The sequence below is a fragment of the Arthrobacter sp. MP_M4 genome (assembly GCF_035984855.1).
GTDB lineage: Bacteria > Actinomycetota > Actinomycetes > Actinomycetales > Micrococcaceae > Arthrobacter.
Map to the genome: position 1 here is coordinate 48,341 of NZ_JAXCHX010000020.1, position 17,620 is coordinate 65,960.

Annotated in this window: 15 protein-coding genes and 1 pseudogene; 9 read left to right on the forward strand and 7 right to left on the reverse strand. The window is 68.9% G+C overall.

Annotated elements, in window-relative coordinates; all coding sequences use genetic code 11:
- Window positions 1-13: 13 nt before the first annotated feature.
- The 5 genes and pseudogenes from RCH15_RS14045 to RCH15_RS14065 form a co-directional block, all read left to right on the forward strand.
- Window positions 14-775, forward strand: a pseudogene (locus RCH15_RS14045) (ArgP/LysG family DNA-binding transcriptional regulator); the annotation flags it as partial.
- 116 nt (window positions 776-891) lie between these two features.
- Window positions 892-1,893 carry a DMT family transporter gene (locus RCH15_RS14050; RefSeq protein WP_326961283.1) on the forward strand — a complete coding sequence of 334 codons (1,002 nt, stop codon included), beginning with the start codon at window positions 892-894 and terminating at the stop codon, window positions 1,891-1,893.
- A 21-nt stretch (window positions 1,894-1,914) separates the two neighbouring features.
- Window positions 1,915-2,367 (forward strand): metallopeptidase family protein, encoded by a 453-nt coding sequence (locus RCH15_RS14055; protein ID WP_326961284.1) that lies wholly within the window; start codon window positions 1,915-1,917, stop codon window positions 2,365-2,367.
- 10 nt (window positions 2,368-2,377) lie between these two features.
- A complete protein-coding gene (locus tag RCH15_RS14060; protein ID WP_326961285.1) occupies window positions 2,378-3,298 on the forward strand; it encodes a cation diffusion facilitator family transporter in 921 nt (306 codons plus the stop codon).
- Window positions 3,299-3,536: 238 nt separating this feature from the next.
- Window positions 3,537-5,027 carry a C40 family peptidase gene (locus RCH15_RS14065; protein ID WP_326961286.1) on the forward strand — a complete coding sequence of 497 codons (1,491 nt, stop codon included), beginning with the start codon at window positions 3,537-3,539 and terminating at the stop codon, window positions 5,025-5,027.
- A gap of 34 nt (window positions 5,028-5,061) precedes the next feature.
- Here RCH15_RS14065 and RCH15_RS14070 read toward each other — a convergent pair whose 3' ends face one another.
- The 6 genes from RCH15_RS14070 to RCH15_RS14095 all read right to left on the reverse strand — a co-directional run bounded on the left by RCH15_RS14070 (window position 5,062) and on the right by RCH15_RS14095 (window position 12,880).
- Complete coding sequence (locus RCH15_RS14070) at window positions 5,062-5,922, reverse strand: ABC transporter permease (protein ID WP_326961287.1); 861 nt, start codon at window positions 5,920-5,922, stop codon at window positions 5,062-5,064.
- The gene (locus tag RCH15_RS14075; RefSeq protein ID WP_326961288.1) at window positions 5,912-6,883 is read right to left on the reverse strand and encodes an ABC transporter ATP-binding protein; all 972 of its coding nucleotides are present in this window, start codon (window positions 6,881-6,883) and stop codon (window positions 5,912-5,914) included. Before RCH15_RS14075 ends, RCH15_RS14070 begins: the two co-directional genes overlap by 11 nt.
- Window positions 6,884-6,910: 27 nt before the next feature.
- Window positions 6,911-8,071, reverse strand: a complete 1,161-nt coding sequence (locus RCH15_RS14080; RefSeq protein WP_326961289.1) for a LolA family protein — start codon at window positions 8,069-8,071, stop codon at window positions 6,911-6,913.
- A 159-nt stretch (window positions 8,072-8,230) separates the two neighbouring features.
- Window positions 8,231-8,968 carry a hypothetical protein gene (locus RCH15_RS14085; protein ID WP_326961290.1) on the reverse strand — a complete coding sequence of 246 codons (738 nt, stop codon included), beginning with the start codon at window positions 8,966-8,968 and terminating at the stop codon, window positions 8,231-8,233.
- Window positions 8,961-11,777 carry a PEP/pyruvate-binding domain-containing protein gene (locus RCH15_RS14090; protein ID WP_326961291.1) on the reverse strand — a complete coding sequence of 939 codons (2,817 nt, stop codon included), beginning with the start codon at window positions 11,775-11,777 and terminating at the stop codon, window positions 8,961-8,963. Before RCH15_RS14090 ends, RCH15_RS14085 begins: the two co-directional genes overlap by 8 nt.
- A gap of 65 nt (window positions 11,778-11,842) precedes the next feature.
- Window positions 11,843-12,880 (reverse strand): universal stress protein, encoded by a 1,038-nt coding sequence (locus tag RCH15_RS14095; protein WP_326961292.1) that lies wholly within the window; start codon window positions 12,878-12,880, stop codon window positions 11,843-11,845.
- A 210-nt stretch (window positions 12,881-13,090) separates the two neighbouring features.
- Between RCH15_RS14095 and RCH15_RS14100 the strand changes: the two genes are divergently transcribed.
- On the forward strand, window positions 13,091-13,450 hold the full coding sequence (locus RCH15_RS14100; protein ID WP_326961293.1) for a VOC family protein: 360 nt from the start codon (window positions 13,091-13,093) through the stop codon (window positions 13,448-13,450).
- Between the two features lie 224 nt (window positions 13,451-13,674).
- Window positions 13,675-14,301, forward strand: coding sequence for an FAD-binding protein (locus RCH15_RS14105; protein ID WP_326961310.1), 627 nt, complete (start codon window positions 13,675-13,677; stop codon window positions 14,299-14,301).
- A gap of 36 nt (window positions 14,302-14,337) precedes the next feature.
- Here RCH15_RS14105 and RCH15_RS14110 read toward each other — a convergent pair whose 3' ends face one another.
- On the reverse strand, window positions 14,338-14,931 hold the full coding sequence (locus RCH15_RS14110; protein ID WP_326961294.1) for a copper resistance CopC family protein: 594 nt from the start codon (window positions 14,929-14,931) through the stop codon (window positions 14,338-14,340).
- 110 nt (window positions 14,932-15,041) lie between these two features.
- Between RCH15_RS14110 and RCH15_RS14115 the strand changes: the two genes are divergently transcribed.
- Together RCH15_RS14115 and hutG are read left to right on the forward strand one after the other, a co-directional pair.
- Window positions 15,042-16,484, forward strand: coding sequence for an NCS2 family permease (locus tag RCH15_RS14115; protein WP_326961295.1), 1,443 nt, complete (start codon window positions 15,042-15,044; stop codon window positions 16,482-16,484).
- Window positions 16,485-16,655: 171 nt separating this feature from the next.
- A complete protein-coding gene (hutG, locus tag RCH15_RS14120) occupies window positions 16,656-17,615 on the forward strand; it encodes a formimidoylglutamase (protein WP_326961296.1) in 960 nt (319 codons plus the stop codon).
- The last annotated feature ends 5 nt before the right edge of the window (window positions 17,616-17,620 follow it).

Here is a 17,620-nt window from a genome sequence, read left to right on the forward strand (position 1 = left end):
CCAGCGCGTCCGCGCCCTCGAAGTGGCCGTCGGCCGGCCGGTGCTGAAACGGACCCGCCCCGTCGAACTCACGTCCTCCGGCCACGCGGTGGTGCGATTCGCCCGGCAGCTGGACATGCTCTCCGCCGATCTGGCCGAAGAGCTGCAGCCCGGCGCGCAGCCCGCCAGCGTCCGGCTGACCCTCGTCATCAACAGCGATTCCCTGCACACCTGGGCGCTGCCCGGGCTGGCGACCGTGGCGGACAGGGTCCAGCTGGAGATTCTGCGCGAGGACCAGGACTACTCGCTGGAGCTCCTCCGCAGCGGCGCAGCAGCCGCTGCCATCACCACCACGGCCAAGGCGGCGCCGGGCTGCTCCTCGCGGCGCCTGGGCGTCATGCGCTACCTGCCGGTCTGCACCCCGGACTTTGCCGCCCTGTGGTTTCCTGGCGGTGCCGCCGTGGACAGGCTCGCCGCCGCACCCGTCATCGTCTTCGACCGTAAGGACGACCTCCAGGACCGCTACCTGAGGGGCCTCAGCAGCAGGTCCCTCCAGCCGCCGCGGCATAACATCCCTGCCGCCCACGAATTCGGCGAAGCCATCCGCTGGGGAATGGGATGGGGGCTGCTTCCCGAAATGGAAGTCTCCCAAGAGCTGAAGCGCCGGACACTCGTGTCGCTGGACCCGGCGGCCCATGTCGACGTGCCCCTCCACTGGCAGCAATGGAAGTATGGATCGGCCGCCCTCGACGAGGTCGCTGCAGCGATCCAGGCCGCCGCCGGGCGCCTGAGGTAAGTCCGGTGGACTGCCGTGACCTGGCCGGCGGACGACTGCCGGGACTGGCAGGAACTCAACTAGACGTGGCCGATTTCCGCCAGCCCCCGGGCTCCGGTACAAGCTAGATTGGCTTCATGGCAAGAACCGCCCAGTCGGGCCCACCCCAGCGGGACAGCACCCACCCGGACAGCTCTGACCCAGTACCGCCCCAGGCTCCGGCAGCCCTGCCCGCCCAGCCCGGCCGGCAGGTTCTGCCGCCGGGACAGATCAGCCGGCTCGGCATCGCCGCCGTAATCGTCACCGTGGTCCTGTGGGCCTCCGCCTTCGTAGGCATCCGGGCCGTCGGGCCCAGCTTCTCCCCCGGGCCGCTGACCCTGGGACGGTTGGCCATTGCCGCCCTCGTCCTTGGCCTGGTGGTGCTGCCGCAACTTTGGAAGAGCAGAACCCTCCCCCAAGGCCGCGAGTGGTGGCCCATCGTGGCCTACGGCGTCATGTGGTTCGGCGGCTACAACGTGGCCCTGAACGCCGCCGAACACATGCTCGACGCCGGCACGGCCGCCCTGCTGATCAACGTCAACCCGATCCTGGTCGCCGTGATGGCCGGGATTATCCTGAAAGAAGGCTTCCCGCGCTGGCTGATCATCGGCAGCCTGGTCGCGTTCGGCGGCGTGGCGGTGATCGCCCTTGGTTCCGGCCAGCGCTCCACGGCCGACGTCGCCGGCGTGCTGCTCTGCCTGCTCGCGGCCGCTCTCGCGGCGGTGAGCGTGATCGTGCAGAAACCGGTGCTCCGGAAGTTCCCCGCGGCCCAGGCCACGTGGTTCGGCATCCTGGTCGGAGCCTTCTGTTGCCTGCCCTTCAGCGGCCAGCTGGTTTCCGAACTGCAGGCAGCGCCGCTGCCCGCCACGCTGGGACTGGTCTATCTCGGCGTCTTTCCCACCGCGATCGCGTTCACCACCTGGGCTTACGCGCTGTCGCTGATTGACGCGGGTCGGCTCGCCGCCACCACGTATCTGGTGCCGGGCACCACGATCCTGATCTCCTGGCTGGTGCTCGGCGAGATTCCCACCGTCTGGGGCCTCGTGGGCGGCGGAATCTGCCTCGTGGGTGTGGGGCTGACCCGGCGCAGGTCCCGCTGATTCGGCGCTAGAGTTTCAGCCATGCCCGCTTCCCTGCCGCCAGGCCTGCCCATCATCCCGGACAGCCCGGACGACGGCGGCACCGGCACCGGCGGTGTTCACGCACCGTTCCCGATGTCCGAGGCCGACTTCGACGCTGCGGTCAACGACGCCCTGGACCGGATTCCGCCGGAGCTCGCCAAAACCATGAACAATGTGGCCATCTTCATCGAGGACGCCTACACACCCCAGCCCGGCGAGGACAAGGACACCGTGCTGCTGGGCCTTTACGAAGGCGTACCGCTGACCGAACGGGACTCCTGGTGGGACGCCGGCTCGCTGCCGGACCGCATCACGATTTTCCGCGGGCCCATCCTGGAGATCTGCGAATCCCGCGAGGACGTGATCGAGGAAGTGACGATCACCGTGGTCCACGAGATCGCGCACCACTTCGGCATCAGCGATGAGCGGCTGCACCAGCTCGGCTGGGGCTAGCCTTGTAAGCATGGGACACGACCACAGCCACACACACGGCCTCACCGGCACTGTCAGGCACCGGAAACGCCTGGTCGCGGTACTGGCCATCACCCTCGCTGTGGTCCTGATCCAGATCGCCGGAGCACTGGTTTCCGGGTCCCTGGCACTGCTGGCGGACGCCGGCCATATGCTTTCGGACGCCGCAGGTGTCTTCATCGCTTTGCTCGCCGCGTGGATCGGCGCGCGGCCGGCCAGCGACCAGCGGACGTACGGCTACCAGCGTGCGGAGGTGCTGGCCGCGCTGGCCAACGCACTGGTGCTGATCGTCATCTCGGTAGTCATCTTCACGGAAGCCATCCGCCGGTTCGGCACCGCCACGGAGGTCCAGACCGACGTCATGCTGTATGCGGCGGTTCTGGGCGCCACGGCCAACCTCGTGTCCCTCCTGATCCTCCGGGGCGCCCAGAAAGAAAGCCTCAACGTCCGCGGCGCCTACCTAGAGGTACTCGGCGATCTGCTCGGCTCCTTCGCCGTGATTGTTGCCGCAGTGCTGATCATGGTCACCGGCTACCAGGCGGCGGACACAATCGCCTCCATCGTCATTGCCCTGATGATCCTGCCGCGTGCGTGGCACCTGCTCCGGGACGTGGTGGATGTGCTGCTCGAAGCCACCCCGAAGGGCGTGGACGTGCAGCTCATCCGTGAACACATCCTGGCTGTGGAGGGCGTGGTGTCGGTGCACGATATCCACATCTGGACCATCACCTCCGGCGTCCCCGTATTCTCCGCCCACGTGGTGGTGGAGGACGCCGCTCTCGGCGCCCGCGGCGCGGACCAGGTCCTGGACACACTGGTCACCTGCCTGGGCTCGCACTTTGACACCGAGCACTGCACCTTCCAGCTGGAGCCTGCCTCGCACGCCGAGCACGAGTCGCACCAGCACGCCTGAGCCCGGCTTCCCGGGCGGTAACACCAAAGCCCAGTCCAAACGCCCCTGGCCAGTCAGACACACCCGTCGGAATGTGCGCAAATAACACTGTTGTTGTTTATGTTACTGATGTGACTCATGTTGCCAAAGTGACATCTGCCACGTAGCCTCGACCGTGCTGGGGGTTCAGCCGCGGAATTCTTCCGCGGCGGAAGCCACGTTCACCCGCTCCAGCCCGACCCTGTAGCGAGGTTTGCCCATGACTTGGACCGGTTCCGGCCGAAAAACGGCTGTGCTCGGCGCCGCCGTTCTCCTTCTGGGAGCGCTGGCCGTCCCGGCGAACGCGGCTCCGCTCCCGCCGGCCCTCCAGGTCCCGGCAGAACGAGTTCCCGCGGCGCCGGACCTTCCATCACCGGACCAGATTGCCGCCGCCAAGTCCAGCGAAAGCGCGACGGCGGCCCAGGTCACCACGATTGATCAGCTCCTGGCGGATGCTTCCGCGGCCCAGGACGCCGGTCTTTCCGCTTCCCTGCAGGCCAACAACGCCTACGGCGAAGCGCTCGTGGAGCTGCAAAGCCGGCGCGACGCCGCCGAGGTTGCCGCGGCCAAAGCTGCCGCCGCCGGGGCAGAGCACCAGAAAACGCGCCAGCAGATCGGTCAGCTCGCCGGCGATCTCTACCGCCACGGCGGACTGAACCCGGCTTTGAGCAGCTTTGTCAGCGGCAGCGGCAACGCCCTGCAGCAGGCCGCCACGCTGGAGGCCGTCACGGCCGGCCGGACCCGCGCCTTCCAGTCGGCCGAGACAGCCGCAGTGGCCGCCGAATCCCTGACCGCCGCCGCCGCTGATGCCAACCGGGCCGCCGACGAGGCGGCACGGACAGCAGAATCGCGGAAGCGCGACGCCGAGCAGGCCAACGACGCCCAGCGCCAGGGAGTGTCCGAGGCCAAGGCGCAGCGGACACTGCTGGTCGAACAGCTCGCCACCCTCAAAAACACCACCGTTGTCCTGGAATCAGCCCGCATCGATGCCCTGGACCGGCAGCGACAGGAGGACCAACTGGCGGCTGTCACCGCAGCCGCCGCCCAGGACCCGTCACAGAACCAGGTTCCAGCCCAGGCCGCTGCGCCGCGGACCGACGCCGGAAACGCCTCTTCGGCCGCTCCCGCCGGCGGAAACCAAACTCCGCAGTCCCCGGCCCCCGCCGCGCCCGCAACGGCACAGCCCGCACCCGCAGTTCCGGCGGGCCCCGTCCGGCCGGCGCCGGTTCTCCCGGCCCCCGCTCCGGTGGCCGGCCCCAGTTCCGCCCCGTCTCCCCGGCCCGCTGCCCCGCCAGCTCCCACACCCGCACCAGCACCGGCACCGGCACCGGCACCGGGCGGATCCAACCAGACCGCCATCTCGGTGGCGCTGGGCAAGGTCGGCTCGCCCTACTTCTACCAGTACGGCGGAACCGGGCCGCACGGATTCGACTGCTCGGGCTTGGTGCAGAACGCCTTCGCCGCCGCCGGAAAGTACCTGCCCCGGACCGCGTCCCAGCAGTTCGCCCAGGCCCCGGTGCATGTTCCGCTGGCCCAGGCCAGGGCCGGGGACTTGCTGGTATGGGGCTCGGCCCCGGGTTTCTACCATGTGGCGATCTACCTGGGCGGCGGCCGCGTTGTCCAGGCGCTGAACGAGGATGCCGGACTCACCGTGACGGACCTCGCCTCCATGGCCGGCATGCAGCTCTACCCTGTCGCAGCCCGGTACTGAACGTCCGGGTGCTGAACGTCGGGGTGCTGAACGCCTAAGACAGCACGTCTTTGGTCACGAATCTGCCATAAGCCAGGGCGCCGAACACAGCGACATAGCCGCCCTGCAACAGCGCATTGGCCAGGAAAGAGTCCCAGGCGACAGGCTGGCGCAGCAGGTCAGCGAAATCCAGCCAATAGTGGCTGAAAAGCCACGGGTGCAGCCACTCCAGCTGCGGCAGGGCATCCAGGACCTGCGAAACCACCGAGAGCACCACGGTGGTCGCCATCGCCCCGACCGGCACGTCGGTCAGCGTCGAAACGAAGAGCCCGATCGCCGAGAGTCCCATGAGTGAGACGGCAAGATACCCGGCGATCAGCGCCAGCCGCAGCAGCGCCTCGGGCGGTTCGATCGTGGTCCCGGACAGCAGCGTGACCGGCCCCACCGGAAAAAGCGCAGCGCCGATCGCTGCCCCCACCAGCGCCACCACCAGCGGCGCCGCGACGGCGAACACCACCGCCCCCGCGTATTTCACCAGCAGCAACCGGACCCGGCCGGCGGGGGCCACCAGCAAATAGCGCAAGGTTCCCTGCCCGGCCTCACCGGCCACGGTGTCCCCTGCCACCACCCCTACCGTCAGGGGCAGGAACAACGGCACCGAGACGAGCATGGCGGTCACTCCGACGAACAGACCGTTCTGGGAGATCCGGTCCAAAAAGGCCGGGCCCCTGCCGGCCGGGACAGCGGAGGATACCCGGACCGCCACGGCGATCAGGATGGGGATGGCGGCTAGCGCAGACAGCATGGCCCAGGTACGGCGGCGGCGGAATAGGACGCCCAGCTCGGATGCCAGCAACCCGCGGCCCCAGGTGCTTCCCGGGGCAGCCGTGGCGGCGCCGGGCTCCTTACTGGGCAACGTCAAACCCTTCCCCGGTCAGCGCCACGAAACGTTCCTCAAGGCTCACCTGTTCGGTGGCGAAGCCCCGCACCCGGACGCCCGCAGCCACCAGCGCGGCAACCACAGCCTCCGGTGCCACGGCCGCAGGTCCCGCGGGGGAAGGAACCGGCGCGAAGATCACATCACCGGCACCGCTGACGGGTGCGCCCAGGCCCAGCCCTGTCAGCACCCGGGCCGCAGTCCCGGTGTCGGGCGTCAGGACCCGGATGCGGGCCTGGCCGCCGCCCCGCAGCTCGGCAAGGGTGCCCTGCGCCACGAGCCGGCCCGCACTCATAATGGCCGCGTGGGTGCAGATTTGTTCAACCTCGGCCAGAAGGTGGCTGGAAACAAACACTGTGGCGCCGTCGGCAGCCAGCGAGCGGACCAAGCTGCGGACCTCCCGGGTGCCCTGCGGATCGAGTCCGTTGGTCGGTTCGTCCAAAATAAGGAGTTCACGGGGAGCCAGCAGGGCGTTGGCGATGCCGAGCCTCTGCTTCATGCCCAGCGAGTACGCCCGGACCTTCTTATCCGCGGCGTGCGTCAGGCCCACCCGCTCCAGCGCCGACTGAACGCGGGCTGTGCGGCTGGCGGCGGGAACACGCGGGTCCGCGGCGTCGAAGCGGTGCAGGTTGGCCGCGCCGGAGAGGAACGGGTAAAACGCCGGCCCCTCCACCAAGGCACCCACGCGGGGCAACACCCCGTGTTGCTGGCCCGGCATCTCCTGGCCCAGGAGCCGGACCGAGCCGGAAGTGGCCGCAGCGAGTCCGAGCATCAGCCGGATGGTGGTGGTCTTCCCGGAGCCGTTGGGGCCGAGGAAGCCGAAGACCGAACCCGTGGGTACGGCCAGGTTTACGCTGTCGACAGCAAGTTGCTGGCCAAAACGCTTGCTGAGACCGGTGGTCTCGATGCTCAGGCCAGCCTCTGGCGCGGCGGCACTCACGCCTCGGTCACCGGGCCGCGCACCGGGTTATTTACCGGATACCGCGGCGGCCTGCAGCCGCTCCAACGGTACGGAACCGGCGAGGATCCGCCCGTCATCGAGGATCAGGACGTTCACCAGCGATGTCGATACGAGCCGTCCACCCGGGACGGCAACGGCAGCTTGTTCGAACAAGGCCGCCGCGCCGGATCCGGCAGCCGGGGAAGTCCCGCTGCGAAGTGGATTCGCCATGCCGGAGTCCGGTGTTCCGTTCTGCGCCTGGTTCCTGGCTGGCAATGCCACGGACCCGGCCGGGAATTCAAGCACGGATTCCCAGCCCGTGCCGGATACGGTGGGTCGCTTTGCAGTGTCCGGCTTGGCGGCGTCCGGCGGCGCTGTGGCGACACCGGATTTATGGGCCGGCAGCGGGATTTCCTTCACGGTTGCCCCGGCCGGAGGGGTGAAGTTGAAGATGGCGGAATCCGGCGCCTCCAGCGCGAGGCTGGTGAAGGCAACGCTAAAAGCCGGCTCCGCCTGCCCGCGTGCCTTGAGTTCGACGCCGAGCGGGAGTCCCGTGTCTCCGTCGACTGCTATGGCAATGGAATCCACCAGCGTGACTTGGGACTTCGGGGTCAGTACCAGGTTGTAGGCCGCCCGGCCTGCCACCTGGACGTCGGGGCCGACGGACACCTCTGTGGTCGCATCCATTGTGGCGAGCAGCCGGCCGGCCAGGTCCTCCGGGGTCGCCGCCGCGCCGGGTCCTGCCGCGTGGCGGCTGGCTGCATCGGCAGGAAGTTGGGCGTGTGCGGCGGTGTTGTCCTTGGAGTTGTAGAACCATAGATCATTGCCGTTCCGTACGGCATCCCGCTCCGCCATCGGGTCCATGACCTGGACCCGGGCATTGCTGGGTCCATCCAGGTAGACACGGGCCGTGTGGGGTCCTGTCAGGAGCTCCAGCCACGCCGTGTCCGGCGATCCCGCGCCGGACCCCGGCTTGGGCAGGTCGGGCAGACCGATCGCCGAGCTCTGTTCCAGGGTTCCGGACAAAGACTTTTCGCCGTGCTGGGCGATCATGAGAAGAACCTGCTGCGGGGTCTTCTCCGGCAGCGGGTCTCCGGCGTTCGCGGGTACGGATCCGGAAAGGATGCCCGCGGCAATGGCGGCAGGCACCGCAACAGCGGGCAGCCAACGCAGCCACTTGCGCGTCATAGCGACAACGCTCCAACCTTGCAGTTCATGGATTAACAATACGCCCCAGGGTGTCCTGCTTCACCTTTTGCCGGCAGATTAGTTCGATTGCCACCGCCGGCGGCGTTAAAGGCCCGGGCGCTGCGGCGCTGGTCCGGCGGTGCCGGATCGGACGTCCCCTCAGGCGAGCACATTGAGGGTCAGCTCGACTGCCCCGAGCAGGAACGCGAGCACCGAGGTCCCCAGTCCGGACACGACTAACAGCCCGGGGTGAGCGAGCCCGATGACGACGCGCCTGAGGCGTGGCCGTCCGCGCAGGAATTTTTTGGACACCTGGGCCGGTGGTGGGACCTGCTTCCAGCCCCGCAGACGCCGGAGGAACCAGGCGCACCGGACGATGAACGCCAGCCAAAGAACCGACACCACGAGGGGGACCGCCGCGAGCAGGAGGTGGAAGCCCGTCGCCGTGACCTCCCGCTCGGAGGCGCCCACCAGAGATTGAATCGTGGTGGAGATCGAGGCGCTCATGACCACCGAAATACCCCAGATCAGGAACGCCGCCGTGAGGGCAAGGAAGCGGACGAAGAAGTGTCCCAGGACGGAGTCCCTGCGGCGCGGAAGCTGCCGCCGCGGCGTGGCCTGCAGCAGGGCGACGGCCGCCAGCAGGGTAGGCAGCGCCGCCATCCCGACCAGCACGTACCAGGCCCAGCCCGCGACGTCGAAGACATCATCTGCGATGATCAGGGCCGCCCAGAATCCGGTCCAGGCCCAGCCGGCGGTCAGGGGGCGGCGGACCAGCCAGCCGGGCAGCCAGGGGTCGTCGACGGCGGGCTCCGGCACCGGAAGCTCCGCCTGCCGGTCGGGCCCCGTTCCGGCGCCGTTGGCTGCGGCGCGGGGGTCGCCGGCCGCGTCAGGCATGGCCCCGCGGCAGCGACCCGCCCGCATGGCCGGCGTCCGGCACCACCGTGCCCGCGGCGCCGTCGACCGTGATCCGGTTCCCGGTGGCAATCCTCGAGGTGGCATCCGGAACGCCGACCACTGCGGGAATCCCGTATTCGCGGGCCACGACGGCACCGTGTGAGTTGGGTCCGCCCATCTCCATCACCAGTCCGCCGGCGGTCAGGAACAACGGCGTCCAGCCAGGATCGGTAGATGGCGCAACGAGGATCTCGCCGGGCTCCAGGTGTGCCCCCTGCGGCTCAAGGATGACGCGGGCCGCCGCGGTAACCGTTCCAGCCGACGCCGGTGCACCCTTCAGGACACCCGCGGTTGCGGCATCGGTTCCCGCAGTACCGGCCCGCACCGCCTCCGGTTCCGTCCCGTCCGAGAGCAGCACCCGCGGGATGTGCCGGCGGCCCAATTCCCTGGCGTAGTCCCCGCGGCGCTGCGCCACGACATGATGCAGCGCCCTTCCGTTGAGGCCCTCACGGGCCTCCACAAGGTCCAGGAAGAAGACGTCGTCTGCCTCCGTGATGCGGCCGGCGGCGGCCAGGTCCTTCCCGATGGCCTGGAGCTGTCCGCGCACCGCGGCCAGCGCCTCAATGATGTGGTACTTCGGCAGTTCCCGGAGCCCGGCGAACAACCGGGTGCGCTTTAGCGCCGCCCGCACCAGCGCCGCACGCAGCCTGCTCCGTTGCCCGGCAGCGGCGACCAGCCGCTCCATCTGCGAACCGGCCTCGCGGGCTGCCCGGTCGAACTGCCGGTCCGGGGCCTGGCCGGGGTCCTCCAGCCGCAGGTAGTTGGCCAAAACTCCCAGGATATGGGCGGGGTCGTCGGACCAGCGGGGCATTCCCACGTCGATTTCGGCCACCGCCCGGTGCCCGTAGCGGCTCAGGAAGCCGGCCAGTCCCGATTGGAGGGCGGCGGGAAGTTCACGGGCCCGGTAGCGGCGGACCAGCTCAGGCACCGCCCCGTCCTTGGACTCGGCGCCGTCGGACTCGGCGCCACCGGACACAGCGCCACCGGACACACCGCCATGGAACACAGCTGCCGATTCGGCGTCGGCCCGGATTTCAGAGGCGAGCTGCCAGAGTGCCAGGTCCATTTCGGTGGTCACGTTGTTGGGCAGGCCGCGCAGGACCGGTTGCAGTGCCCCCGGGCCGCCGTCGGGCCCCACCAGCCTCCCGGCGGCCGACAGCAGGGCAAAGCCGAGAGCGGGCAGGGGCAGGATGTTGGGCACCACGGGGAAGAGCTCCTGCGCCAGGATGCGCTCCACATGGTCCAGCCGCTGCACCGGAGTGGACCCGGCCGGCACCGCGAGGGCTGCCCGGAACTGTTCGCCGAACCGTTCCGCCCGGCGCAGCGCCGCCTCGGGCCGGAACAGGGCGCGAATCAGCGCCTCCGGGACCCTGGCCCGGGCTGCCACGGGGCCGATGTGGCGCAGCACCCGCCGCGGGGACCTGCTGGTGAGGGAGAAGCGGGGATCCTCGAACAGCCCGCGCAGCACTGCTGCGGAGCGGGCCTCCATCACGTCGAACACCCGGGGCACGATCGCCCGCCCGACGGTGCTGCGCAGCACCGGGGTGAGGTCGAAAAACATCCGTTGCCCGGCTTGAACATACGGTGACGGTCCGTCGTGGGGGACGGGGACGTCAAAATTTGCCGCCCGCGCCACGGACGAAGCTATCAGCCGGAACCCTGCCAGTCCCATCGGCGTCAGCGGGCGGGTCAGGCCCTGGGCCAGGCTGAAGCACAGGTAAACGCGGGTCCCGTCGCGGTGCCGGAGCCGCTCCGGCAACGGATAGAGGGTGGTGATGGGCCGCGACTGCGTCAGCCACGCCGTCCCGCCGCAGTCGATGGCCCATTCGAGGTCCTGCGGTACCCCGAAGTGGGCCTCGGCGCGGCGGCCAAGGAGTTCCAGCTGCAGTAACTGGACATCGTCCAGGCAGAGCTGCGGGTCTCCGCCGGACCGGCCGATCCGCTCGGTTCCCCCGCCGGCCGCCGGCCTGATAGCCACCGCTTTGCTTCCCGGCCGGCGCTCCCGGACGCTTCGGGTGGCACTGTCGACGACGAAGTGGTCCGGATTGACCGCGCCGGACACCACCGCCTCGCCGAGCCCGGGGCTGGCATCGATGACCGCCTCGTGCCTCCGCCCCGTGACCGGATTGGCCGTGAACAGGACCCCGGCCACGGCGGCGTCCACCATCTGTTGGACCACCACCGCGAGCGACACCGCTGCCGGACTGATCCCGTGGCTGGCGCGGTAGCTCACGGCACGGTCTGTCCACAGCGAGGCCCAGCACTTCCGGACGGCTGCCAGGACCGCCTCGAGGCCCACGACGTTGAGGAAACTGTCCTGCTGCCCGGCGAAACTGGCAAATGGCAGGTCCTCGGCAGTCGCCGACGACCGCACCGCCACCGGGACGTTTGGTCCCAGTGTGGCGTAGGCGTCCCGGACTGCCTCGGCAACATCTGCGGGAACGTCGGCGGCCAGGATCAGCCGGCGGGCAGCAGCGGCGAGCCCGGCGAGCCGCGGCAGGTCATCCGGGGCGGTGCCGGCCAGGCCGGCATGAATGTCGTTGAGGCCGGCCGAGGACGTCGCACTCAGGTAGGCCCGCGTGGCGAGGCAGAATCCGGCGGGCACGGGCAGTCCTGCCCGGATCAGTTCACCGAGGTTGGCCGCTTTGCCTCCGACGTCGGGAAGAAGCTCGGGGCCGGTCCGCTCCAAAGCGAGTACCAGCCCCGGCCGGAGTTCCTGCGGCGCAGCCGGGCATGGCACCTGCTCCATCAGCTGGCCCTCCCCTCAGCGTCTAAGCCTTCGGTTTCCGTCTGGGCCCAGGGGCCCGGTCCGGGCTACAAATTCCCGGGCACAGCTCCGAAGTTCACCCGGTCAGCAAGCCGGGGGTCATCCCGGTCCGGGACCACCATGACCGGGCCCTTCGAATGGTGCAGAATCCCGTCGGAGGTGGACCCGAGCAGCATCCCGGCGAAACCGCCGCGGCCGCGGGTGCCAACCACCACCAGTTCCACGTGCCGGCTGGCTTCGACGAGAATTTCCACCGGTGAGCCGTCCACCAGCTGGTTCTCTACGGTGAGGTGGGGGAAGTGGCTTCTGATCCAGGCGGTCCCGGCGTCGAGCTGGGTCCTGATGTCGGCGAAGAGCGCCTCACGGTCCATCGGCGCAGGCACCCACGCCAGCGAGCCGTTGTACTGCGGGACAGCGCAGACCACCCGCAGCGGGGCAGACAGCCGTTCGGCCTGCGCCGCCGCCTCCAGCACGGCCACGCGGGCCTGTTCCGAGCCATCGACGCCCACCACCACAACATTTTCGACCGGGACGTGTCCGGACTTGGCCCGTTCCGCGAGGATGCGCTTGTCGTCGGTGATTTCGCCCAGACGGTCCGCGCAGATCAGGGGCACAGTGACTGTGGGACATTTAGCGTGTGCGGGGAGGGCGCTGCTCACGGAGCCGAGCAGCCGGCCCACAAAGCCGCCCCGGCCGCGGGTGCCGAAGACGAGCAGCTCGGCGGTTTCGGACATCTCCAGCAGGACACCGGAGGCGTCGCCGTTTTCGACGGTTGCGTCGACGTCGATCAGGTAGCCGGCCACCTTGTCGACGGCCTGCTTCAGGATGGCCTCCGCACCTTCGCGGATGACCGAGTCATCAACCGTCGCGTACCCGCCGTCGAGCCCCGACGCGGCGAAGATCGGAACAGAGTAGGCGGTGACGATGTGGAGCGGGCGGTTCCGGCGCTCTGCTTCACGGGCCGCCCACACCAACGCGCACTTGCTGTGGTCCGAACCGTCGACGCCCACCACGATCCCGCCGGAAGCCCCGGACCCATCGGGGGAATCCCCTGCCGGATCCGGATGCACCTGTTCTCGGCCCATGGGGTCCGCCTCCTCGCGATTCTTGCCTGATGTTGCGGCTATTCTGCCAGACGTGCCCGCGTACGGCGTCCAAGGGCGGTCCGCCCGAAGATTCTGCGGGCTGGACCCCTGGTTCTCCTCACTATTCTCGGTTAACCGGCAACTGGCAAGCGGCTGATTCCGGGCTACCGAACGGGTGCGGTTCGCGGGAGATGGTCCTAGAGTGTGGCCATGGCTATCGCACGCTTCCCCGTCGTCGTCCTCGATTGTCCCGACCCCAGGACGCTGGCAGAGTTCTATGGCGCCCTGCTCGGCTGGAAGGTCGAGCAAAGCGACGACGACTGGTGCTCCGTGCGCGCCGATTACGGGGATTCGTTGAGTTTCCAGAAGGTCGAGCCGTTCACGCCGCCGCAGTGGCCCGGCCAGGATGTACCGCAGCAGATGCACCTCGACGTGGTGGTTGACGACCTCGACGCCGCCGAGGCAGCCGTGCTCGAACTCGGCGCGACGAAACACGAACACCAGCCCGGAACTACCTTCCGGGTCTTCCTTGACCCGGCCGGCCATCCCTTGTGCCTCTGCCTGGGCTGACCGCCGGTCAGCCCCGAAAACCGCGGAATTCCCGGGTCCGGCCCTCGTTTCGCCCGCCCTATCCAAGGCGCCAAATCTTAGGTAGTCTTCGAGGCGTTGCTGAACCGAGACTCGTCTTTCAGAACGCCGGCTGAAGTCTCGGCGTTCCGGGCGGGCGGCGGACCGCGCCGGGGCGTTGTTCCCGCAAGTGGCACCATTCGAGGAAGGACCCTGCTGTGTTGAGCATGCCAATGTCCGGGAACATCGAACGGACCACAGCCGTCGTCATCGGCACCGGCCTGTCCGGACTTGCGGTGGCCAGCGAGCTTCAACGGCGCGGGGTTGACTCGATCATCGTGGACGGGCTGGATCTGCTGGGCGCCGGCCATCCGGCCAACACCTCCTCCCTGCAGCGCTGCGATGCGGCTGACGCCGGAAGCCTGCGGGAACGCAACGAAATCCTCCGCCACTTGCGGAACTACGCCACCAACCACAAGCTGGACGTCCGGACCAACATCCGCGCCCTGCAGCTGGATCACGTGGACGCCGGCGCCACCGGGTACACCCAGCCGTGGGCCGTGCGCACTCCCGGCGGCATCCTGCTCGCGGACCACCTGGTGCTGACGCGCTGCGCCCACAGCCAGCTGCGCCGGATGCTCTCCGAGCTCGGTGTGGCCGCGGGGCAAAGCCTGATGTCCGCCATGCACGAGCTCGGGATGTACCTCGTGGGAGTGGGGGAGCTCATCACGCCGACGCCGAAAGAAGTGCTGCGCCAGGCGAAGGTGGTGGGCCAGGCGATCTCCGCCAAGGTCCATCCGGACGGCGTTCCCGCCACAGGGCCAGGCGGCTTCTCCCTGGCAGCCCCCGCCTAAGGCGCCCGCACCGCAGGTGCCCCGCGCTGCTTCCGCTCAGCTGGCGGCGTCTTTGCCGGAATCGGTCTTGAGCCGGCTCTTGGCCATCAGGCCCAGAGCGACCACGATGCCGATCGCCGTTCCGACGAAAATCACGAGGCTCCAGGGGAACGGTTCCGCTGAGCTGGCCGGCGTCGACGGCGCCGGCGTCGTTCCCGGCTGGGCGGTGCCCATCGTGGGAACCGCGGCCGCCGCCGTCGAGCCTGCCGCTCCGGCGGTGGCAGTGAACGTGAACGTGCCTTCGATGGGGTGGCCATCGGAGCTGGCCACCCGCCACCCGACCGTATAGAGCCCGGCCGGGGCGCCGGGCTTGAGCTTCTGCGAGGCGACGTTGTCCACGATCTCCACGCCGCCGTCGGCCCAGTTGGCGCCGTCCGTGTGGTTCACGGCAATCTGCGAACCCAATCCGAGCGGTTTGTTGTTAAAGGTGACAGAGACCTTCTCCGGCGGCGTGGCCACTGTGGCGCCCGAGACCGGGCTGGTGGACTCGGCGGCGTCGTGGGCCGAAGCCGGCGCAATGGCTCCCAGAAGGGTGGCGGAGAAGATCGCAGCGCCCAGCAAGGCACTCACGAACAGACGGATGAGGCGCATGAAGTGCTGCTCCTAAGTGTTGGCTTCCTTACAGACTAGGCGAAATCGGCCGGACGCTGCTCGCACGCCTAATAGGATTCAAGTAACCATCCCCATCCCCCGGAGGACTAATGCTCAAGCAGGGCTCTGCACTCGACCGGTACTTCAAAATATCCGAGCGGGGGTCTGACTTCTCGCGGGAGATCCGTGGCGGCTTCGCCACGTTCTTCGCGATGAGCTACATCGTGGTGCTGAACCCGCTGATCCTCTCGGGCCCCGATTCCTCCGGTGCAACCCTCGGCTTCCCCGCCGTCGCGGCCGTCACGGCCTTCGCTGCCGGCATCCTGACCATCCTGATGGGCGCGTGGGCCAAGCACCCCTTCGCGCTGGCGACCGGCCTCGGCGTCAACGCCTTCGTCGCCGTCACAGTGGCCACCAACCCGGGACTGACGTGGCCGGACATGATGGGGCTGGTGGTGCTCTCAGGCGTCACCATGCTGATCCTGGTGCTCACCGGTTTCCGGACGGCTGTCTTCAAGGCGGTTCCGGAAGGCCTGAAGACTGCCATTGTGGTGGGCATCGGCCTGTTCATCGCCCTGATCGGCCTGGTCAATGCCGGCTTCGTGCGCCGCATCCCGGACGTCGCCGGCACCACCGTTCCGGTGGGGCTGGGCTTTGACGGCAAGCTGCTGGGCTGGCCCACGCTGGTCTTCGTTTTCGGCCTGATCCTCACCATCGCCCTCGTGGTCCGCAAGGTCAAAGGCGCGATTCTGATCGGCATCATCGCCTCGACCATCCTGGCCGTGATGCTGGAATTCACCCTGCACATCGGCCCCAGCTTCGACGGCAAGACCTCCAACCCCCAGGGCTGGTCCCTCGTGGCGCCGAAGTTCACTGAATGGGCAGCCCCGGACCTGTCCCTGATCGGCAAGGCCAACCCGTTCGGCGCCTTCGAGCACCTCGGCTTCGTCGCGGCGACCCTGCTGGCGTTCGTGATCCTGCTGAGCATCTTCTTCGATGCCATGGGCACCATGGTTGGCCTGGCCACCGAGGCCGGCACCATCGACAAGGACGGCAACATCCCCAACGTGGACCGGGTCCTGCAGGTGGACGCGCTGGGCGCGATCATCGGCGGCGGCGCCTCGGTCTCCTCGAACCAGATCTACGTTGAATCCGGCGCCGGCATCGGCGAAGGTGCCCGGACCGGTCTGGCCTCGATCGTCACCGGACTGCTGTTCCTCGTCGCCATGTTCTTTACCCCGCTCATCAACCTCGTACCGTTCGAGGCCGTGGCCCCGGCGCTGGTGGTCGTCGGCTTCATGATGGTGTCCCAGGTGGGCAAGATTGACTGGCAGGACTGGGGCATCGCGATTCCGGCATTCCTGACCTTTACCCTGATGCCGTTCACCTACTCGATCGCCAACGGCCTCGGCGCGGGCTTCATCTCCTTCGTCCTGATCCGCACCTTTCAGGGCCGCGCCCGCGAGGTCCACCCGCTGATGTGGGCCGTGGCCGCCGCGTTCCTGCTGTTCTTCGGGATCGGCCCGATCGAGGCCGCGCTGGGACTGCACTAACTCCGCAGCCTCCCCGCCCGCCCCGTCGAGTTGGCCTTTCACGGCACTGTTTTCGATAGGCATTGCCGTGAAAGGCCAACTCGGCGGCGTTTAACGGCAGGTTCCGGGATTTCGGACAGCACGACGGCGGCGCGGCTGGTTTTCCTGCCCTGCCTGCGGTGAGCTTGGGGCATGGTTTCTCCTGCACCCGCCGTCGACGCCCCGCCGCAGCCCTGGACCGGACGGTTCGACGGCGACGGCCCCCAGCACCGCCGCTGGTGGCAGGCCGTGACGCCGTACGCCCCGCGCCGCGATCCGGCCCCGGCCGCCGCACCGCGCCCCGCGGTACTCCTGGGCTTCGGCAGCGACGCCGGGGTCCGCCGGAATAAGGGCCGCACCGGTGCGGCCGCTGCCCCCGCCGCGATCCGCGCCGCACTCGCGCCGCTTGCCTTCCACTTGGGCCGGGAGGTGCACGACGCCGGCGACGTCACCGTGGCCGGCGATGCCCTGGAGGCGGGGCAGTCGCGTGCCGGACTCGCCATCACCGGCCTGCTCGACGCCGGGCAGCTTCCCGTGGTGCTGGGCGGCGGGCACGAGACCGCTTTCGCGAGCTACCTGGGCGTGGCACGCTCGGCGGCGGTGCGGCAGGGACAGCGCGTGGGTGTCCTGAACCTGGACGCCCACTTCGACCTCCGGGACGAGGCAGTGCCGAGTTCCGGCACTCCGTTCCTCCAAATGGCCCGGGCCGAAGCCGCCGCGGGCCGCGAACTGAAGTATGCCGTCGTCGGGATTTCCGAACCGAACAACACCAGGGCACTCTTCCGGACCGCGGAAGAGCTGCGGGTCGGTTTCCTGCTGGATGAGGACTGCTCAGCCGAGGCCACGCACGTGTTCGTGGCGGCGTTCCTGGCTCAGGTGGACGCCGTGTATTTGACGATTGATCTGGACGTGCTGCCGGCCTCGGTGGCGCCCGGCGTGAGCGCGCCGGCAGCGTACGGAGTGCCGCTGCCGGTCATTAACGCAGTGTGCCGTCAGGTGGCCGCCAGCGGGAAACTCCTCCATCTTGACGTCGCCGAGCTGAACCCCGAATTCGACGTGGACAACCGTACGGCCAAGGTGGCCGCACGGTTGATCACCACGCTGCTGGGGTAGCCGGC